This window comes from Pseudomonas sp. NBRC 111127 (genome assembly GCF_001320345.1).
Classification (GTDB): Bacteria; Pseudomonadota; Gammaproteobacteria; order Pseudomonadales; family Pseudomonadaceae; genus Aquipseudomonas; species Aquipseudomonas juntendi.
Map to the genome: position 1 here is coordinate 1 of NZ_BCBD01000132.1, position 15,064 is coordinate 15,064.

General features: G+C 60.9%; 26 protein-coding genes. 1 reads left to right on the top strand and 25 read right to left on the bottom strand.

Features of this window, described 5'->3' with window-relative positions; translation table 11 throughout:
* The 19 genes from APH30_RS20465 to APH30_RS20540 all read right to left on the bottom strand — a co-directional run.
* Positions 1–511, bottom strand: a 511-nt coding sequence (locus APH30_RS20465; protein ID WP_256222097.1) for a tape measure protein, incomplete at its 3' end; no start/stop codon positions are given.
* Between the two features lie 41 nt (positions 512–552).
* A complete protein-coding gene (locus APH30_RS29665; RefSeq protein ID WP_009681820.1) occupies positions 553–789 on the bottom strand; it encodes a hypothetical protein in 237 nt (78 codons plus the stop codon).
* A complete protein-coding gene (locus APH30_RS20475; RefSeq protein WP_033690111.1) occupies positions 786–1,130 on the bottom strand; it encodes a hypothetical protein in 345 nt (114 codons plus the stop codon). The genes APH30_RS29665 and APH30_RS20475 overlap by 4 nt, the downstream gene beginning before the upstream one ends.
* A 40-nt stretch (positions 1,131–1,170) precedes the next feature.
* On the bottom strand, positions 1,171–1,671 hold the full coding sequence (locus tag APH30_RS20480) for a hypothetical protein (protein ID WP_009681822.1): 501 nt from the start codon (positions 1,669–1,671) through the stop codon (positions 1,171–1,173).
* A 54-nt stretch (positions 1,672–1,725) separates the two neighbouring features.
* Complete coding sequence (locus APH30_RS20485; RefSeq protein WP_054913598.1) at positions 1,726–2,112, bottom strand: DUF3168 domain-containing protein; 387 nt, start codon at positions 2,110–2,112, stop codon at positions 1,726–1,728.
* Positions 2,105–2,605, bottom strand: a complete 501-nt coding sequence (locus tag APH30_RS20490; protein WP_009681824.1) for an HK97 gp10 family phage protein — start codon at positions 2,603–2,605, stop codon at positions 2,105–2,107. The genes APH30_RS20485 and APH30_RS20490 overlap by 8 nt, the downstream gene beginning before the upstream one ends.
* Before the next feature lie 3 nt (positions 2,606–2,608).
* On the bottom strand, positions 2,609–2,779 hold the full coding sequence (locus APH30_RS29170; protein ID WP_177333762.1) for a hypothetical protein: 171 nt from the start codon (positions 2,777–2,779) through the stop codon (positions 2,609–2,611).
* A gap of 8 nt (positions 2,780–2,787) precedes the next feature.
* The gene (locus APH30_RS28230; protein WP_082416222.1) at positions 2,788–3,114 is read right to left on the bottom strand and encodes a phage head closure protein; all 327 of its coding nucleotides are present in this window, start codon (positions 3,112–3,114) and stop codon (positions 2,788–2,790) included.
* The gene (locus APH30_RS20495; RefSeq protein ID WP_054913599.1) at positions 3,111–3,452 is read right to left on the bottom strand and encodes a head-tail connector protein; all 342 of its coding nucleotides are present in this window, start codon (positions 3,450–3,452) and stop codon (positions 3,111–3,113) included. The genes APH30_RS28230 and APH30_RS20495 overlap by 4 nt, the downstream gene beginning before the upstream one ends.
* Before the next feature lie 3 nt (positions 3,453–3,455).
* Positions 3,456–4,016 carry a hypothetical protein gene (locus APH30_RS20500; protein ID WP_054913600.1) on the bottom strand — a complete coding sequence of 187 codons (561 nt, stop codon included), beginning with the start codon at positions 4,014–4,016 and terminating at the stop codon, positions 3,456–3,458.
* Between the two features lie 57 nt (positions 4,017–4,073).
* A complete protein-coding gene (locus APH30_RS20505; RefSeq protein ID WP_054913601.1) occupies positions 4,074–5,258 on the bottom strand; it encodes a phage major capsid protein in 1,185 nt (394 codons plus the stop codon).
* A gap of 2 nt (positions 5,259–5,260) precedes the next feature.
* Complete coding sequence (locus APH30_RS20510; RefSeq protein ID WP_054913602.1) at positions 5,261–6,118, bottom strand: head maturation protease, ClpP-related; 858 nt, start codon at positions 6,116–6,118, stop codon at positions 5,261–5,263.
* 3 nt (positions 6,119–6,121) lie between these two features.
* Complete coding sequence (locus APH30_RS20515; protein WP_054913603.1) at positions 6,122–7,432, bottom strand: phage portal protein; 1,311 nt, start codon at positions 7,430–7,432, stop codon at positions 6,122–6,124.
* Between the two features lie 150 nt (positions 7,433–7,582).
* Positions 7,583–9,262, bottom strand: coding sequence for a terminase large subunit (locus APH30_RS20520; protein WP_054913604.1), 1,680 nt, complete (start codon positions 9,260–9,262; stop codon positions 7,583–7,585).
* Between the two features lie 3 nt (positions 9,263–9,265).
* On the bottom strand, positions 9,266–9,766 hold the full coding sequence (locus APH30_RS20525; RefSeq protein ID WP_054913605.1) for a terminase small subunit: 501 nt from the start codon (positions 9,764–9,766) through the stop codon (positions 9,266–9,268).
* A gap of 158 nt (positions 9,767–9,924) precedes the next feature.
* A complete protein-coding gene (locus APH30_RS20530; RefSeq protein WP_054913606.1) occupies positions 9,925–10,263 on the bottom strand; it encodes an HNH endonuclease in 339 nt (112 codons plus the stop codon).
* Positions 10,263–10,421, bottom strand: coding sequence for a hypothetical protein (locus APH30_RS29330; protein WP_218186813.1), 159 nt, complete (start codon positions 10,419–10,421; stop codon positions 10,263–10,265). Before APH30_RS29330 ends, APH30_RS20530 begins: the two co-directional genes overlap by 1 nt.
* A complete protein-coding gene (locus APH30_RS20535; RefSeq protein WP_054913615.1) occupies positions 10,418–10,747 on the bottom strand; it encodes a hypothetical protein in 330 nt (109 codons plus the stop codon). The genes APH30_RS29330 and APH30_RS20535 overlap by 4 nt, the downstream gene beginning before the upstream one ends.
* Positions 10,747–11,118, bottom strand: coding sequence for a hypothetical protein (locus tag APH30_RS20540; RefSeq protein WP_054913607.1), 372 nt, complete (start codon positions 11,116–11,118; stop codon positions 10,747–10,749). The genes APH30_RS20535 and APH30_RS20540 overlap by 1 nt, the downstream gene beginning before the upstream one ends.
* Positions 11,119–11,267: 149 nt before the next feature.
* Here APH30_RS20540 and APH30_RS20545 point away from each other — a divergent pair, with 149 nt between their 5' ends.
* The gene (locus APH30_RS20545; protein WP_054913608.1) at positions 11,268–11,669 is read left to right on the top strand and encodes a hypothetical protein; all 402 of its coding nucleotides are present in this window, start codon (positions 11,268–11,270) and stop codon (positions 11,667–11,669) included.
* 100 nt (positions 11,670–11,769) lie between these two features.
* On the opposite strand, the gene APH30_RS20550 is transcribed toward APH30_RS20545, so the two are convergent.
* Genes APH30_RS20550 through APH30_RS20575 form a run of 6 tightly spaced genes read right to left on the bottom strand, consistent with a single transcriptional unit; the run spans position 11,770 to position 15,041 of the window.
* Complete coding sequence (locus APH30_RS20550) at positions 11,770–12,456, bottom strand: hypothetical protein (RefSeq protein WP_054913609.1); 687 nt, start codon at positions 12,454–12,456, stop codon at positions 11,770–11,772.
* A gap of 12 nt (positions 12,457–12,468) precedes the next feature.
* On the bottom strand, positions 12,469–12,786 hold the full coding sequence (locus APH30_RS20555; protein WP_054913610.1) for a hypothetical protein: 318 nt from the start codon (positions 12,784–12,786) through the stop codon (positions 12,469–12,471).
* On the bottom strand, positions 12,783–13,031 hold the full coding sequence (locus APH30_RS20560) for a hypothetical protein (protein WP_054913611.1): 249 nt from the start codon (positions 13,029–13,031) through the stop codon (positions 12,783–12,785). The genes APH30_RS20555 and APH30_RS20560 overlap by 4 nt, the downstream gene beginning before the upstream one ends.
* Positions 13,028–14,326 carry a site-specific integrase gene (locus tag APH30_RS20565; protein WP_054913612.1) on the bottom strand — a complete coding sequence of 433 codons (1,299 nt, stop codon included), beginning with the start codon at positions 14,324–14,326 and terminating at the stop codon, positions 13,028–13,030. Before APH30_RS20565 ends, APH30_RS20560 begins: the two co-directional genes overlap by 4 nt.
* Positions 14,323–14,748, bottom strand: coding sequence for a VRR-NUC domain-containing protein (locus tag APH30_RS20570; protein WP_054913613.1), 426 nt, complete (start codon positions 14,746–14,748; stop codon positions 14,323–14,325). The genes APH30_RS20565 and APH30_RS20570 overlap by 4 nt, the downstream gene beginning before the upstream one ends.
* Positions 14,745–15,041, bottom strand: a complete 297-nt coding sequence (locus APH30_RS20575; RefSeq protein ID WP_054913614.1) for a DUF1364 domain-containing protein — start codon at positions 15,039–15,041, stop codon at positions 14,745–14,747. Before APH30_RS20575 ends, APH30_RS20570 begins: the two co-directional genes overlap by 4 nt.
* Positions 15,042–15,064: the final 23 nt, after the last annotated feature.

Consider the following 15,064-nt stretch of genomic DNA (forward strand, 5'->3'; position numbering starts at 1 on the left):
CCAGCGCAGAGCCGGCCTTGTCAGCGGCCGCCGCGTTGGTCACCAGCAGGAAGCTGAAGCTGTCGGTGATGTCGAGCGTTTGCTGGGTATTGAAGCCCAGGCTGCGCATGACATCGGCAGTGCGAATATACAGCTCTTGGGCCTCGGCCATGGGCCGATAGGTTTCCTGGGCCGTGCGAAGCAGGTGCTCCTGCACCATCTGGTACTCGCCAGCACTGCCCGCGGCAGCCTTCATGCGGTCCGACATCTGCCCGTAGGCGTCGACCTGCTTGATGATGCCGCCAATCAGCCCCGCGCCAGCAACAGCAGCGAAGGCGCCACGCATCAGTGCACCAGCGCTCTCAGCCGCTGCACCCGCCCTGTCAAAAGCCGAATCGACGGTGGCCAGGTTGCGGTCGATCGCCTGCGTGCTGCGCGCCACCACCTGGTCAGCGCTGGCCAACTCGCGGCGTAGCTGAGCCGTTGTCGCCTCGATCTGGACCAGCATGCCCTGGACTTGTTGATCGGCCATGCAATTCTCCAAGCATAAAAAAACCGCCCGGAGGCGGCAAACTACTCTGGCTGACGGCCTCGGAAGAAGGCCTTCAGCTTGTCGGCCACGCTGCCGGGGCTACGCGGCGCCGCGGGCTGGCCAGATGGCTGAACCTGACCGCGACCTGCCCAGTCAAGACGGGCGTCAAGCGCCAGCATGATTTGGGGGATGGGAGTACGCCAGGCGGTTTCAGGCGGCCAGCCAAGCCAGCCGGTGGCTACGCCGAACAGGTAGTCAACGTAGCTGCCATTTTTCACTGCGCTGTGCTGGCCGCCTCGTCCTTTCCCTTGGCAACCACACTCGGCGGTACAGGGTTGAGCAGAACGGTGATGAACTCGGTCAACTGACCAGATACCTTGGCCACACCGGTGTGGAACACCTCACTGGCGATAACCGGATGCTGGTCGGGTTTCAGGTCGGCGCCAGCAATCACGATGTCAGCACAGGCGGCGATGCTCATCAGTCGCATCGATTCCAGCGCTCCGCGCAGACCACCGAACCGGTGTTCAATACGCAAAGCCGCATCCAGCGTCGGCTTCAGGGTGTAACTACGGGCACCAATTACCAGCGTGACGGTGCCGTGCATGGCTTCGCTCATTGGATTTCTCGCAGGGGTGGGACGGGGCCAGCCCCGTAGATCATGGGGTGGCCGGTCCGGCTGGAATTTCGATGATGTCGGTATTGATCGCCAGCGTGACGTTACGGCGCACCACGTTGTCGGCCTGGCCGGCTGCCACGGTGTTATTCATTACCTTCACGCCGTAATAGAACGTAGTCGGCAGGATCGCAGGGGTTGCGTCAGGGTCTCCGTCATTCAAGGTGACCTTGACGTTGTAGTTACCCTTGGAGCGGTCTTTATGCGCGACAGCTACAGCCTTCTGACCGGCGTCTCCGCTGTCAAAGCCCACCACCATGGTCATGTTGCCTGCATCGGCAGTGCCTTTGTACTTGCGCACACGGCCATCATCCAGAGAGGTGAAGTTCACCGGGTTGAAGGTGTCGCCGAACTCGCCGAGGTCTTCGATCTCGCCCACCCGGACATAGGTATCGGCCTCGTACTCGGTTACGGTATCAGCGCCGGTCTTACCACCAATGAAGAGGCGGCAGCCAGCGGCTGTGTTGAGGTTGTCTTCGGCCATGGGGGTTCCTCCAAAGGCACATTGGATAAAGCCGCAGCGCGGCCGGTGGTTGAATCAGTGGGTGGTGATGACGCGAACCGTGATCGAGCCCTGGTAGGTAACGCCGTCAGCATCCCGCTGGGCGTCCGACTGGATGACACGTACCGATACAGCGCGGCCAACCTCCAGCGGCAGCGGGCGCTCGTCCAGGGCGGCGATCACCTCGCCGTTGATGCGCTTCACTTCGGCCTGGCCGACAGCATCAGACCAGACGGACAGGTACAGCAGGCGCGTGTCGCGCTTGCGGCCCGAAATCGGGCTGTTGTTGACCGAAACTTCTCGATCTATGGACACATATGGCATTTCCGCATTCAAGGGCGCACCGTCGTAGATCGGGCAACTCACCTCCGCCTGAAGCCTGGCGAAGATGGCCTCTTGTAGGGCCAGGGATGGATCAGTCATTGCCTACCCCCTGGCTTGCCTTGCGGAGCGTTCGACGCACCGCCGTCTCGATATCAGCCATGACGTACTCGCGGTTCACGTCGATGGACGGGCGTAGCCAGGGATGCGCCGGCCTGGCCGGAATGTCCGGGTATTTGCCGAAGAAGTGTTCGCCATCGCTCTTGTTGGTTGCGCGGCGGTTCCGGCTCCCTGCGCGCTTGCCGCCGATGTAGCCCTTGGTTCCGTACTCGATGAAGCGCAGGTAGAAGAACTTTCGATTGTCGCGCTTTCCTCGAATGCCGATCTGCGCATCCAGCCCGCTGGGCGCGACGTAGATCTTCAGCGCGGCGGCCGCTGCTCCCGTGTCCTTGGGCATCAGCTGTTGCTGGGTGGCCAGAACCCGCTCAGCGGCCTGGCGCATCGCCGGGGCCAACTCGTTGTCCATCGTCTTGTGGATGTTGCGCAGCGTCCGCCGGAGGCGGATGTCGCCGCGCATCTTCGAGCGGCGCGCCATGGCCTACTCCTTGGCCTGATCGGCCTTCGCTGGCTTGACGACCTTGTCGGTAACGGCCTCAGCGTAGCCACGAGCAATCAGGCCTTCGCCCTGCTCCTTGGTCACCTCGAACTCTTCGCCCTTCTCGCGCTCACCAGATGCGCCCGTCAGCGGGCCGAGTGCTCGAATTTTCATGTTTCACCTCATGGGTTAGGTACCGATGAGCAGAGAAGCCTCATCAGGGAGTTTTCGTTGTCAGGCAACACGGCCTCAACCTGGTACGTGATCCCCCTACGTGTCAGGCGCGATCCTGCAACGATATCTGGGCGCGGCCTGACGATGATTTCGGTGGTTACAACAGCACTCAGCTTTTCAGCAACCGCAATGACTCGACCGCTTGGGGTGCGAACCTCACCCCACATTTCTGAGCGAGGAGCTGGTAGCCACGTCACTGTAGCGCCCCCGGATTTGTTCCTCTCCTCGTGTCGATGAGCCACCTGCAGCCGATGACGCAGCGGCCCGGCCCTCATATGCCCCACCCGATACGATGCGGTGTCAGGAGTGCCTTTGAACCTTGCGGTAGTTCGGTGGCGATGGTCCCGATCACAACGTCCTCGCGGTTGGCGTAAAGATGGCCGAGGATCAGCAAGCAGGCAGCCTTGATCTGCTTATTGCTGACCATGGGCGAGTCACCGGCATCCCCGGCGGCGACAGCCTCATCCAGCGCCTGCTGGTCGGCGTAAAAGCGGCGGTTCAGATAGTCCATCGCTTGCCCTTCCGCCGCCTCGATCAGGAGCTCCAGGTATTCGTCAGCATCGTCGGGGTCACGGAGATGATGCCGAGCGATGGACATGCTGATGACCGCCATCTGCTACTCCTCCGGCGGCTCAAGAGAAGCGAGGCCTCGCTGCACCAGGGCTTCAGCATGACGCCTGTCCACGGTGTACCCCTTACCCCCACGCCGACGCAGTTCGCCGGCGTCTTGGTAGGTACGAAGCGGGAACACTTCGACCTCAGCCGAGTTCACAGGCGCAGGTTTGAGGGGCGCAGGCACTTTACCAATGGCCACGGAGAGGTCGGATGAGCCCTCCCCGCTCGGCGCACCTGCTGTGCTCTGCTCTGCCAGCTGTTCGCCACTGGCAGTCAGCGGAGGCGCATCGTTGCCGCCAGCGTCGGATGGCAAGGCATCCTGACCTGCGCCAGGCTCTGCGGCCAACGATGCTGCCGCGCCAGCTGCAACGGACTGCCCAGCAGCATCATTGCCACCGGTAGAGGCTGCAGCGGTTACGTCACCGACCGCTTGATTGCCGTCGTCACCCGAGTTGGAAGCTGCGTCAGCAACACCGTCAGCGGGCACAGGAGGCTGAGCCTCGGGCGCCGGTGCTTGCTTTTCAGTGTGGTTCTTGCCGGTCTTCTTTCCTGCGTTCGACATACTCAGCTCCTTCAAAAGTGGCGCCCTTACGAGCGCCATTGCTGCTGTGGTCCAGCCTTATTCGCCAGTCAGCGGACCGGTGACGAACGCCTCACCCCGGTAAATGGCCAGGGCCAGGCGCTGCTCGGCACGGACGGTGACCATGTTGTTTTCGAAGTCCTTGTCGTTCTCGGTGGAAATCAGGATTTCCACGTCCATGCGGTCGAAGATCTGCGCGCCCAGACCGAAGGCGCCGACCAGGAAGTCGTTTTGCGGCATGGCTTGTGTGGAAACCACAGGGCGGCGCCACAGAGTTGGTTGCGTGTCACCTTGCGGCTGGCCAATCAGGTACCGGCCTTGAGCATCCTTCAGCAGTTCGATCAACGCCCAGTCGATTGGGTTGAGGACAATGCCGTCCGATGGGAACTCAGCCAGCTCGGCCTGCAGCAGGGCCAGGCGAATTCGGTCAATCCGCTGCTCCCCGGTGACCACAACACCGCCGGGGGCCGCGTAGAGCTGAGCAGCGGGAACGATGCCGCCAATGTTGGCTCCAGTGCCGTTGCCGAAGAGCAGTTGAGACTCTTCAGCCAACTTGAGGCCGTAGTGACCGCGAGCGTCGATGAAGCTTTTCAACGCTGGGGCATCATCGAGGATCTGACGGCTTGCCTTGAACAGGTGAGCCAAGGTCCGCACCGGGGCGTTTTCTAGTTTGAACTTGATGTCGGAGTATGGCTTGGAACCGCCTTCCGGCACCGGCGCAGCATTGTTGGTGAAGCCGTCTTCTCGAACGTACTCCACCGAATTGCTACCGGTCTGGCCTGGGGCGATCAGATCGCGAATGGTCAGGCGGCGCTCGGGAGCAGCCTGGATGCCGTAGCGACGATCGGGCGCTACCAGGTCACCGGCGGATGTGGGCGCCGAGGTGATTGCTGCCCGGGTCACGGAGATGCGACGAGAGCCTCGGAACGACGAGTCAACGCCTTCCATTTCCTTGGAGGCGGTAACGATCTCGCCAGCCGATTGCGGACGCTCAGGTGCTTGGCGGTCACGATTGGCATTGACCAGCTTCTGCTCGGCCTCGCCCAGGCGCGCTTGCAGCTCGCCCTGCTTGGTCAGCAGCTCATCGACCTTGGCGCGAGTTTCGGCGTTCATCTCACCGGAAGCCTTGATTTGCTTCTCGGTCGCCTCGGCCTGGCTTTTGATCTGATCACCAATGCCCTTGAGGCTGGCATTGAGTTCATTGACTTGGGCTTCAAAGTCCATGGTCACTTTCCTTTCAGAGAATTGAGGATGTTGGTTGCCGCGCTCAGAGAGGCGGAGAGGTCTGGCGCGACAGCGCGGGGCTTGTCGGTCGGGGCAGCGTTATGCGTGCCCCCGCCGGCAGCGCGAGGCATGCCGGACTTGAAACTGGCGAATAGCTCGCGGCGCTCGGAACGGGGCATGCCCGCCTTTGCCAGTGCCACATCCATGGCCTTGAGGGCATTGGCCTGCGCCGACTCTTCGGTTTCGCGCTCGGTGATTTCCGTTGCGGATAGCACGCTGGTGGCTAGCCCAAGCTCCACCGCACGCTTGCCACGGATATAGGTTTCGTCATCCATCAACTCGGCCATGTCTTCTGGCGACTGCCCGCTGGTTTCGGCATAGAGGTCAGCCATTGCAGCATCGAACTCCTCCATGTCATCAGCCACATCACGCAGGTAATGGCGGTTCCCCGCGAGGAAGGTCCAGCAGTTATGGATCATCAGAAACGCGCTGCTGGCTACCTGCCGATCACTGCCCGCCAGGTAGATGATCGAAGCTGCGCTTGCAGCCATGCCGAGCACCTTGGTGGTGACTTTTTGGCCGTGCTCCTTCAGGCGGTTGTAGATAGCGATGCCTTCGAACATGTCACCGCCCGGTGAGTTGATATACACCGTCACATCCTTCTCGCCGATAGAGCGAAGCGCGGCATCAATTCGCTTGAGGGTCACACCCTCGCCGTACCAGTCTTCACCGATTACGCCGTAAACGGTAATGGTGTCCGACGTGTTCTCGACAGCCGCCTGGATCGCGGGATTCCATTTATCGAGCGCGCGCGGGCTCATCTCGCTGCGCAGGCCGCGAGACTGGATCTTGTGTTTCATGGGTTACTCCCGAGAGGTGCTATCCGGCTCTTGCAGCCAGTTCATCAGGGCGGCTCGAACAGCTTGCCCATCGTTTTGCTTGCCCAGCTGGTCCAGCGGTACCAGGTTTGACTGCACGGTGAGCACATCCCCGCCAGGCTTACTTGGCAGGTTTTCCTTGCCCCTGCCTTCGTTCCGAGTCATGAACCCGTTCTGCGCCATCGTGCTGAGGTATGCCGCGCGGCCGGAGCTGTCGGCCCGCAGGAACGCCTCAATGGAGAACTCGGAATAGAAATTGATCCGGTCCACCGCCGTCATGCACCACTTGTTCACGCACTGCTCGATTGGCGCCGTAAAGGACATGATGCAGTAGGTGAGGAATGCGATCTGTTGCTGTTCCAGGCCGGTGCCCCAGTTGCTGCCCTTGTCCGTCTTCATCACCATCCAGGGCGGGACGCCGAACCAGCGACAAATCTCCTCGATGCTGTGCCCTCTCGACTCCAGCAGCTGCGCATCGGCGGGGTTGATGCCGATCATTTCCGGCTTCACGCCTTGCTCGAGGACGGGACTCTTGCCGGCATTCAATGCCCCGGAGATCGTCTTCACGTACTCACGAAACTCAACGCGCTGGGCAGGGTTCAACGTCTTGTCGACCGAAAACGCGACCGTGGGCATCATGCCGTTGCGGAAGGTGCTGTTGGCGGCGTCGTCTGCTGACATCGCCGAACCGAACACATCTGCGCCGTAACGTATGGCGGACAGCCCAACCCGCCCGTCCAGGGTAAAAGCCGGAATGTGCAGCATGTCCTGCCGCACAATCTCCCGGCGCGCGCCCTTTCGGGGCTTGAAGAAGTACCTGAGCCGTCCATCATCGTCGAACTCAAGCTCGACTCGCGACGGCATCAGAAAGTCGAGGGCAATCACGCGCCCGGCTGATCGGTGGATCTCGCAATAAGCATTGCCCCATAGCAGCATCGAGGCGACGACAGCCTGCCAGAAATGGAAGGCAGCCATATCTTCGTTGGGACTGGTGTGCACCACATCGTAGAGCGGGAAGTCTCGCGCGCTCTCGCGACTGCCATCCGGCATGCGCCGGTAGATGCTCAACGGCAAGCCAGCTACCGATGTCGAGATAATCCGAACGCATGCCCACACGGTAGACAGGCGCATGGCCTTATCGACGCTGACCGATTTACCACTACTGGACTGGGCGCCGTTGAAGGCACTCCAGAAACCTCCATCCGACAGCTTGATGGTCTTGCCCAACCATTCACTCATGCTGGCTGAAGGCTTGGCGGCAGCAGCCCCCAGTGCCTGGGATAGGGTTTTAATCACTGACAAGCCCTCTGCGGATGAAGCCGGCGATGCAGAAAAAGCTCAGCGATCCCGCCAGCAAAGCCCAGCCGGTGCCAGCCAGCATCCAGACGCCGCCGCATGCCAAGCAGAAAGCGATTACTGCGCAGGCGATGAAAATATGAAATGCGTTCATGCGATCAGTGGATCCCGAATGCCTGCCATGAAATTGTCCATTCCCCCGCGGCCTTCTGGGTTGAGGCTGAGCAGAGAAACGGCGTTGAAAGTCGCCATCAGCGGGTCGATCTTGGCGGTGCCCGAGGCCTGCTTGTTGATCAAGAAGGCGTTCGCCGACGGCACACCCTTGGCGTTGCCGCATGACCAGGCCATGAGCGGTTGCCCGCAGTGCAGCAACGTGCCCTCGGCAAGTTTCCGCTCTGTCGTCTTGATCGCGCCGGTGAGCTTCCAGCCCTGGGAAATACCAACGATCTTGTCTTCCTCGACGCCGGCATCAGCCAGGGCGTCGAGGACCGAACCGATTCCTGCCGGGTCGAGCCCAACCTTGTCCAGCAGGCCAGTCTCATTGATGCGGGCGACGATGGCCGCGAATTGCTCGACGTCCTGCCCAATCCTCTTCACGATGGTCAGGTCGCCAACTGCCTCAAGATCCCTGATCCGAGGAGCTTCGGATTTGCGGCGCTCAAGCACTGATGGGTGTGCCCAGGCGTGAGCCCAGTGGAACCACCGACGAGTGCCAGCTTCCCGTCCGAGGACGGCAAGACCAAGCAAATCGTCAAGCCCCCCTCCGTCACCACCAACATCGATGACTTCGCAGCGCTCTAGGATCTCGTCCAGGTTGAGCCAAGTGGCCGCTTGGGGCTCCCAGAACTCGGCGCCGACCCAGGCGTCCGACATGAGTGCCAGACCGATTTCTATGTTGAGATGCTTGGCCAGGAAGCCGCGCAGTTCCGCCTCACCATCGATCTCCGCCTGCATGAACAAGCGCTCAAGTGTCGGACGGTCGACCGAGAACCCCATGTTGGGGTTAACCAGGTGGAAGTTCTCCGGCTTGCGAGCTTCGCCGCTGTCGATCATCTCCTTCGAGAATTCGTAGATGATCGGCAGGAAGCGGTTGTCGTTGATGCGGCCATCACGCACGCCGCGGGCGTAATTCAGTTTCGACCGGAACACCCCGGCCGGCGGCTCGTTCGATTGAGTGGTCAGCCAGATGACAAAGCCTTCAGGCCTGGACAACAGGCCACCGGTGGCCTCCCGAATCATGTCGGCCGCTTTCGGGTTCTTGCCGAACAGCCAAGCCTCATCGATCAGTACGCCGACAGCCTTCTTGCCACCAACCACATCGCTGTCAGCAGCAACCACCTTCAGCGTGGCGCCGGTCTCCCGGTGCGTGATCAAGCGAAGGTGTGGCTGCACATGCAGCAGATCCTTCAATTCCTCGTCGTTGTTGACCATGTCCTTGGCCGGAACGAAAGCATTGTCGGCAATCTCTTTAGTCGGCGCCAAAATGATGAACTCGGCCGACATCCGCCAGTTGCGAACCAGGGCAGTCAACATGATCGCGGCCGCAATGGTCGACTTGCTGTTCTTCTTCGGGATACAGAGCATGAACTCCCGAATCAGGCGTTCACCGGTCTCGCTGTTGTAACTACCGAACACAGCCCCTGCGAATGCGAGCACCCACGGGGCGCATGCGCTCTCGATGGTTGGGCTGCCCGGGGCGTCGACAATCCGCAGCCCCTTGAAAACCTCAAGGCTATCTTCTGCCTCTTGGGGGAAGAGCGGGTCGGGAATGATGGATTCGCCGGCAGCCAGGCGCCGCCACCAGTCCGGGCAGGCCGTAGTCCAAAGCATGCATCACCCCTTGACGACTGTGAGGGGCGGCTTGCTCTGGGAGTACTTGCCCTTGCCGGCCTCTTTCGCGGCTTCCGCCTTCTGCTCTTTCTTGCCTGCCTCTGCCTTCTTCCCATGGATATACGGGACGGCCGTCTGCGCGGCGTTGCGCCGGTCGAAGACCTTGGCCCGGGGCTCGTTCATCAAAGCGAGCAGCCACACCAGTGGATCGTCAGTGGATGGCAGGCAGCTCAGGAACTCGCCGTCAGCCTCGTTGATCTCGACCGGGTCTTCACTGGCTTCATCAGCCTTCGGTTTGGCTCTGCGCTTTTTCGGCTCAGGGTTAACACTGAGCTCGGCTCGGCGAGCGAGAATTGCCGATGCGATCTTCGGATCATTGGCCCAGCGTGAACCGGCTGCCGCAGCGGTCGAAGGCTTGCTGCCCGCGGCCTCCGCCGCTTCTTTGTTGGACGCACCCCGGGCCTTAGCGTCAACAAACTGTCGCTGTTTGTCTGTTAACACCATTAACAAAAACCTTTAGGGGGGAGAAAAATATCTACGTGGGGTCGGTGGCGGTCTAGCTAGTTGAGAATCCCTAGCTTTTGACCCCCCTACCCCTTTCGCGGCACGTCACTGGCGTGCCTCTGTGCCTATCGGCTGATTTTCGACGATCCACGGATGACTCAGCCGCCCAGGCCAGCTGCCTCCTCGGCCTGCTTGACCGAGTCGTGGCAAGGCTTGCATAGGCTTTGCCAGTTGATCTGATCCCAGAAAAGGACCATGTCACCGCGGTGTGCAACGATGTGGTCTACTACCTTTGCGGCAGCAGTTCGGCCGTTCCGCTCGCAGAAGACACACAGCGGGTGCTCATTGAGGTAGTGCTCTCGCGCTTTCTGCCATCGATAGTCGTAACCACGCTGAGAGCTGGTCATGCCGCTACGCCAGCTGCCAGGCGTGACCACCTTGACCCGCGAGCTTGCGCTCTCCTTGATGCGCGATCCCAGCGTCTTGAGCCTGGCCATCAGTGCACCTCGACCTCAATGCCACGCTCTATCCATCGAAAGACGCGGCACATATCAGGCTCGCGGCCGGTTATATGGGAAACGATGAGGACGCCGGCAAGGTAGTACTTAAGCCACCAGGCCTGGCGGCAGATTATCGTTGCGGTGATGCGAGTCATGGCCATGGCTCCGATTGGGTTCGGCTCAGCGCCTCATCAGCCTTGTCGGCGGCCTGAGTTGCGGTGGTTGCAGCCTTCGATGCCTTGGTAGCGGCACTCTCGGTCTTGCTGGTCAGGTCGTCCAGGCGCTTGTCACGCTCGGCCATGGCAACGTCGTAGGCAGCACGAATCTCGGCAACCTGGCTGGCCTGAGTGCTGACCATGGCCCAATAGGCGGATTGCCAACCTAGTACTGCACCGCCGGCAACCAGCAGAGCGGCGATGATCCAGACCTCTGCACGCCGCCACCAACGGCGAGCAATGAACTCCAGTGCGCATCTGTCTATCACGATGTACCTCCAAGCTTGAGGCGCAGGCGGGCGATCTCATCGCTCTGCAATGTGACCCGCTCTGTCAGGCTCGCCACCTGACTGGTCAAAGCCTCGATCTTTCCCTCCATTCGGCCAACAGTAGCCGCGAGGTCGTTTCGCTCCTTGGCGAATTGGTCGGCGCGGGCCTCAGCTTCTTTCCGGGCCTCGCGCTCAATGTCGAGCAGTTCGTTTAAGCGCCGGACTACACCGATGTCGGCCGTGTCCATCGCCCTGTCGGTGGCATCCCTGGATAGCCACTTGCGCAGCCAGAGAAAGCCACCCAGCAACACAGTGCCCGTTCCGCCCAGCCAGGTGGCTGTGCCTGGGCCGAGGTCGGTCGGATCCATGAATGCTCCAAATAAACTAGAAAAGTCCCGGCCGGGCGGGATCAGAGAGGGCTGTAGCTAGCGAGATTGACCAACTTGAACACTGATGGCAATTTGGAGAGTTTCCTAAGGCATTTCAGCCTTAGGCGCTGATCTCAAAGGCCTATCTGATGAGTACGCAGTTAGAAACGATCCTCTCCGCTAGCAAAAAGCTCGAGTCCATGCTGACTTCGCTGGGTGCACATGGCCGCGGCCTGCACGAGAAGTGCTCTTCCTTAGAACATCTGTTGCCTTCCGACGTGATCTACTCGATCCGAATGGTTGCCAGCACGCGTAACAAAGCTGTTCACGAAGACGGGTTTGAGCTGTCTGATATTGGGTCTTTTCAGTATCAGGCGGGCTCAGCGATTGCGTATCTGGAAAAGGTAATGACGCTTGACGAGGAGCCCAAGAGAACTGGCATTACCGTGACCCCGTTAAAAAAGATCGTCCACGAAGTTCCAATTGAGGAGATGGAATGGTTCCTTGCGCAACCACCGCTATTCCCTAGTCCGAAAAAGGAGCCGGAGTAAGACAACAAAAAACCCGGCGAGGGCGCCGGGTTTCTTTAAGTTTTCGCCAAAGGCGAAATTATCACGATGGCGAAATAGTGCCAGAACGCTCCTCAAAACGTCAAGCGGCTTTCTCGCTCTGGTTTTCGCCACGATCACGGAGGCGCTGAACCACCGCGGCAACTGGCTTGAGTGCCTGTTTATCGAGCTTGTCGACGTGACTGCAAAGCGCATCCCAGATCACCTGCCAATCCCGGGCCCAGTTCTGCGGGTTCATCTTCTCGCCTGTACGATCTTCAACGAGCATGCACACGGCGCCTGGACCCATTCCCTCGCCTCCGTTCACGAGCATCTTGTGGGACTGCAGAGCAGCCATCGCCATCCAGTAAGCCCGCTGCTTCTTGCGATCAGTAAGCGATTCAAGCCCGCTGCCCAGCCAAACCAAACCATGGGCGATGCTGAGGTCGTTTCCAGTTGCAACCGGCGAGTACATGAAGTTGCCCAGGTGGCGCAGCGACTTCGGCAGCGAATCGATGGCCACCAGCACCAGGCCAGCGGCAAGCATGTGAGCGCAGCGAGCATCAGTAAGGCGGCGCCCTGAGCGAGTTTCGTGCACGCCCTCGGTGCGAATTTCGTAGACTTTGGCAACCTCTTTGCCGTCATGGTTTTCCAGCATCACCATTACCTTGATCTCACCTGGCCCGCCCTTCCTGCCGAGAGTGGCGGCCTCTGCCGCAACGGCCAGGGCCGATGGGCGATCTTCGTGTAGTGCGTCGTGCCATGCTTGGCGAGCGCTGATTACTTTCATGGTCCTTCCCCCTCAATCCCCGGTGTAGTTGGTGCCGCCAGCGCCGCGCTGGTTGCTTCCCTGATATGTCGCCTCAGGCCCGGATGCCTGAGGGTTCTTCAACTGCTCGATCTGCTGTAGCGTGGCCCGGAGCCTCATGCTGAGCTGGGTCACCAGTTCATCCAGGGCCAGGGCCTCGCCGGTTGCGGCCGCCACAAAGCCCGAGGCATGGCAGTGGTCGCATGGCAGTTCGTGAAACAGGCCCTGAGTGACCGCTCTCCCACGGCACAAAGGGCACTTGTCCAGCTCGATCACGGCCTTCTTGAAAGCCGGGCCATGGCTCTTTCTCATTGGCGGACACGCCCCTTTTTGGCTTTGAGCCAAGGCTTGGCCGCACGGCTGCGCGGCACTACAGCACTGCCAGTCACAATCGGCTTTTCGAGGTGCTCCAGGCCAAACAAACCCACAGGCCGTGGCCCATCGGTCACTTGCTCGCCCAGATCTACCCCGAACCACTCATCAATGATCACCTGCCCAATGTCGCGACCTTCCAGGCCGTAGAGGAAAGCGACGGCGCCGTGCTCCGAATTTCTCATTTCGAATCCTCGCTAATCACTAATTCGCTAAGGTCGCCCGAGCCCTCGCCACCATTGGCCTGTAGCGAATTCTGCGGGATTTCAAATAAGGCCTCTTTAAGGCCGTGGATGGCGGTGAAGCCAATCCGATCAAGCCACGCATGCCACATCTCCAGAGCCAACTTGCGCTGCACCATGGCCTGCGTGTGGATGTAGGTACTGGCGATCTTGCCCAGCGTGTGGTTCAGCAGCATCTCGCCGATGTGGCCGTCGATGCCGAGGTCTGTCCAGGTGGTGCGCGACACCTTGCGCAGGTCGTGGCTAGTCCACTCGCCCTGCCCCAGGCGGGTGAACACCATGCTGGCCTGTGTCTCGCTCAGGCAGTGGCCACGGCGATTCGGGAACAGGTAAACGCCCTCATACCCCCGGGCCTGCTGGATCGACCGGTACCGGATCAGCAGTGCTCTCATCTGCGACGTCAGGGGCAGTCGGTGCTCGGTACGTGTTTTGGTGTGAGCCGCAGGAATGAACCACTCGGCGGCAGCCAGGGTTACGTCACTCCAGCGGGCCATGCGGGTTTCGCCGATTCGGGTACCGTGGGCCAGCATCATCAGGGCCAGCATGGCGTCGTGCGGGCTCGCCTCAAATGCCTGGGACAGTTGCTGCATCAGCTCGGGCAGGTGCACACCACGCAGGCGCGCTGCCTTGGGGGTGATTCGTGCCTTGGTGAAGTCATTGAAGCGCACCCCGGCCAAGGGATTGCTGTCGATCATCTCCAGCTTCAGGGCTTGGCGGAAGGCGGTCAGCAGCATGCCGAACATCTGCCGCAGATAGGACAGCGAGAGCTTGGCCTGGGCTGGCCAAATCAGGTGCTTGTCGATCAGCTCAGCGGTGACGTACTTGACTGGGAGATCGCCCAAGCATGGGCGCAGGTGCTGCCCGATGGCGGAGCGGGCGGCGGCTTTTCGCTTTGCTGACAGCGAGCGGTCGAGCGCCATCCGGCCGGCGTACCAGTCGAGCAACTGGCCTACGGTGCCCATGCCCGAAACCACCGGTGCAGTGGCCGGGTTGCGCATCAGGCGCTGACGCAGCGCGGGCAGCTCGGAAATCACAGTGGCCACGGACAGGTCAGGCCAGCGGGCGATCGGCAACCACTTCTTGCCGCGCACCAAGTGCCAGGTGCCGCGCTCCCGGTTACTCCAGAAACGCAGGTACAGCCCAGGGTGACGTGGGTCGCGTAGGTCGCGCACCGACTTGTCCGCGGCCTGCCGGCGCACCTCGGCTTCGCTCAGTTTCACTTCCCGGGTCGCGCTCATGCGGCCACCGTGACGGGAAGGGCCAGGTAGGCTCTCAGGCACTCCATGGCGTCGAAATGTCCCCGGCATACAACAGCCAGGTAACCTTGATCGTTCAGCCGGCCAATGCAAGCTTGCTGCTCGAGGTATACCGGCGCCGGCTTCACAGTGGCCTTGAATTCGATGAACAGGCCGAAATACCCGCCTCTCGCCATGGTCAGTTGGAGGTCTGGAATGCCAGCCTTGCTGCCCTGAGCTTTGAGGCGGATCGCCTCGGACTTGTTGCGCAGGCCGCCGTTAGGGGTGTGATGCAAGTTTGCGAACACCTCGGGATATCGAAGCTCGATTTCTTTCATCAGGGCGGCCTGCTCTAACCCTTCGCGATCGATGCGCTTGGCTCTTGGTTTTCCGGGCTTGTCCGGACGGAGGGCAGGAGCGCTCATGCGGTAACCACCGCCTCAGCCAGCAAGAGCGCCTGAGTACGCATCACGCCCTCGGCGTGGTATTGACGAGCAGTGTCCCGATCCACACTCTTGCTGCGCCCATCGCAGACATCGTGGCAAGCGCTACAAGCCCAGGCGCCTTGCAGGTCGTGCGGCTTCTTGCCGACGCCGCAGGTGCCCGCCAGGCGGTAGTGTGCAAGGACGGTGGTCTCGGGGTTGCCGTTGCATACGCCAGGGATACGCACCTGGCATTCGCGGCCGCGTGCGGCCTTGGTCAGTTTTGATTGCTGCATGGGCTGTCTTCTCCATGAAGATC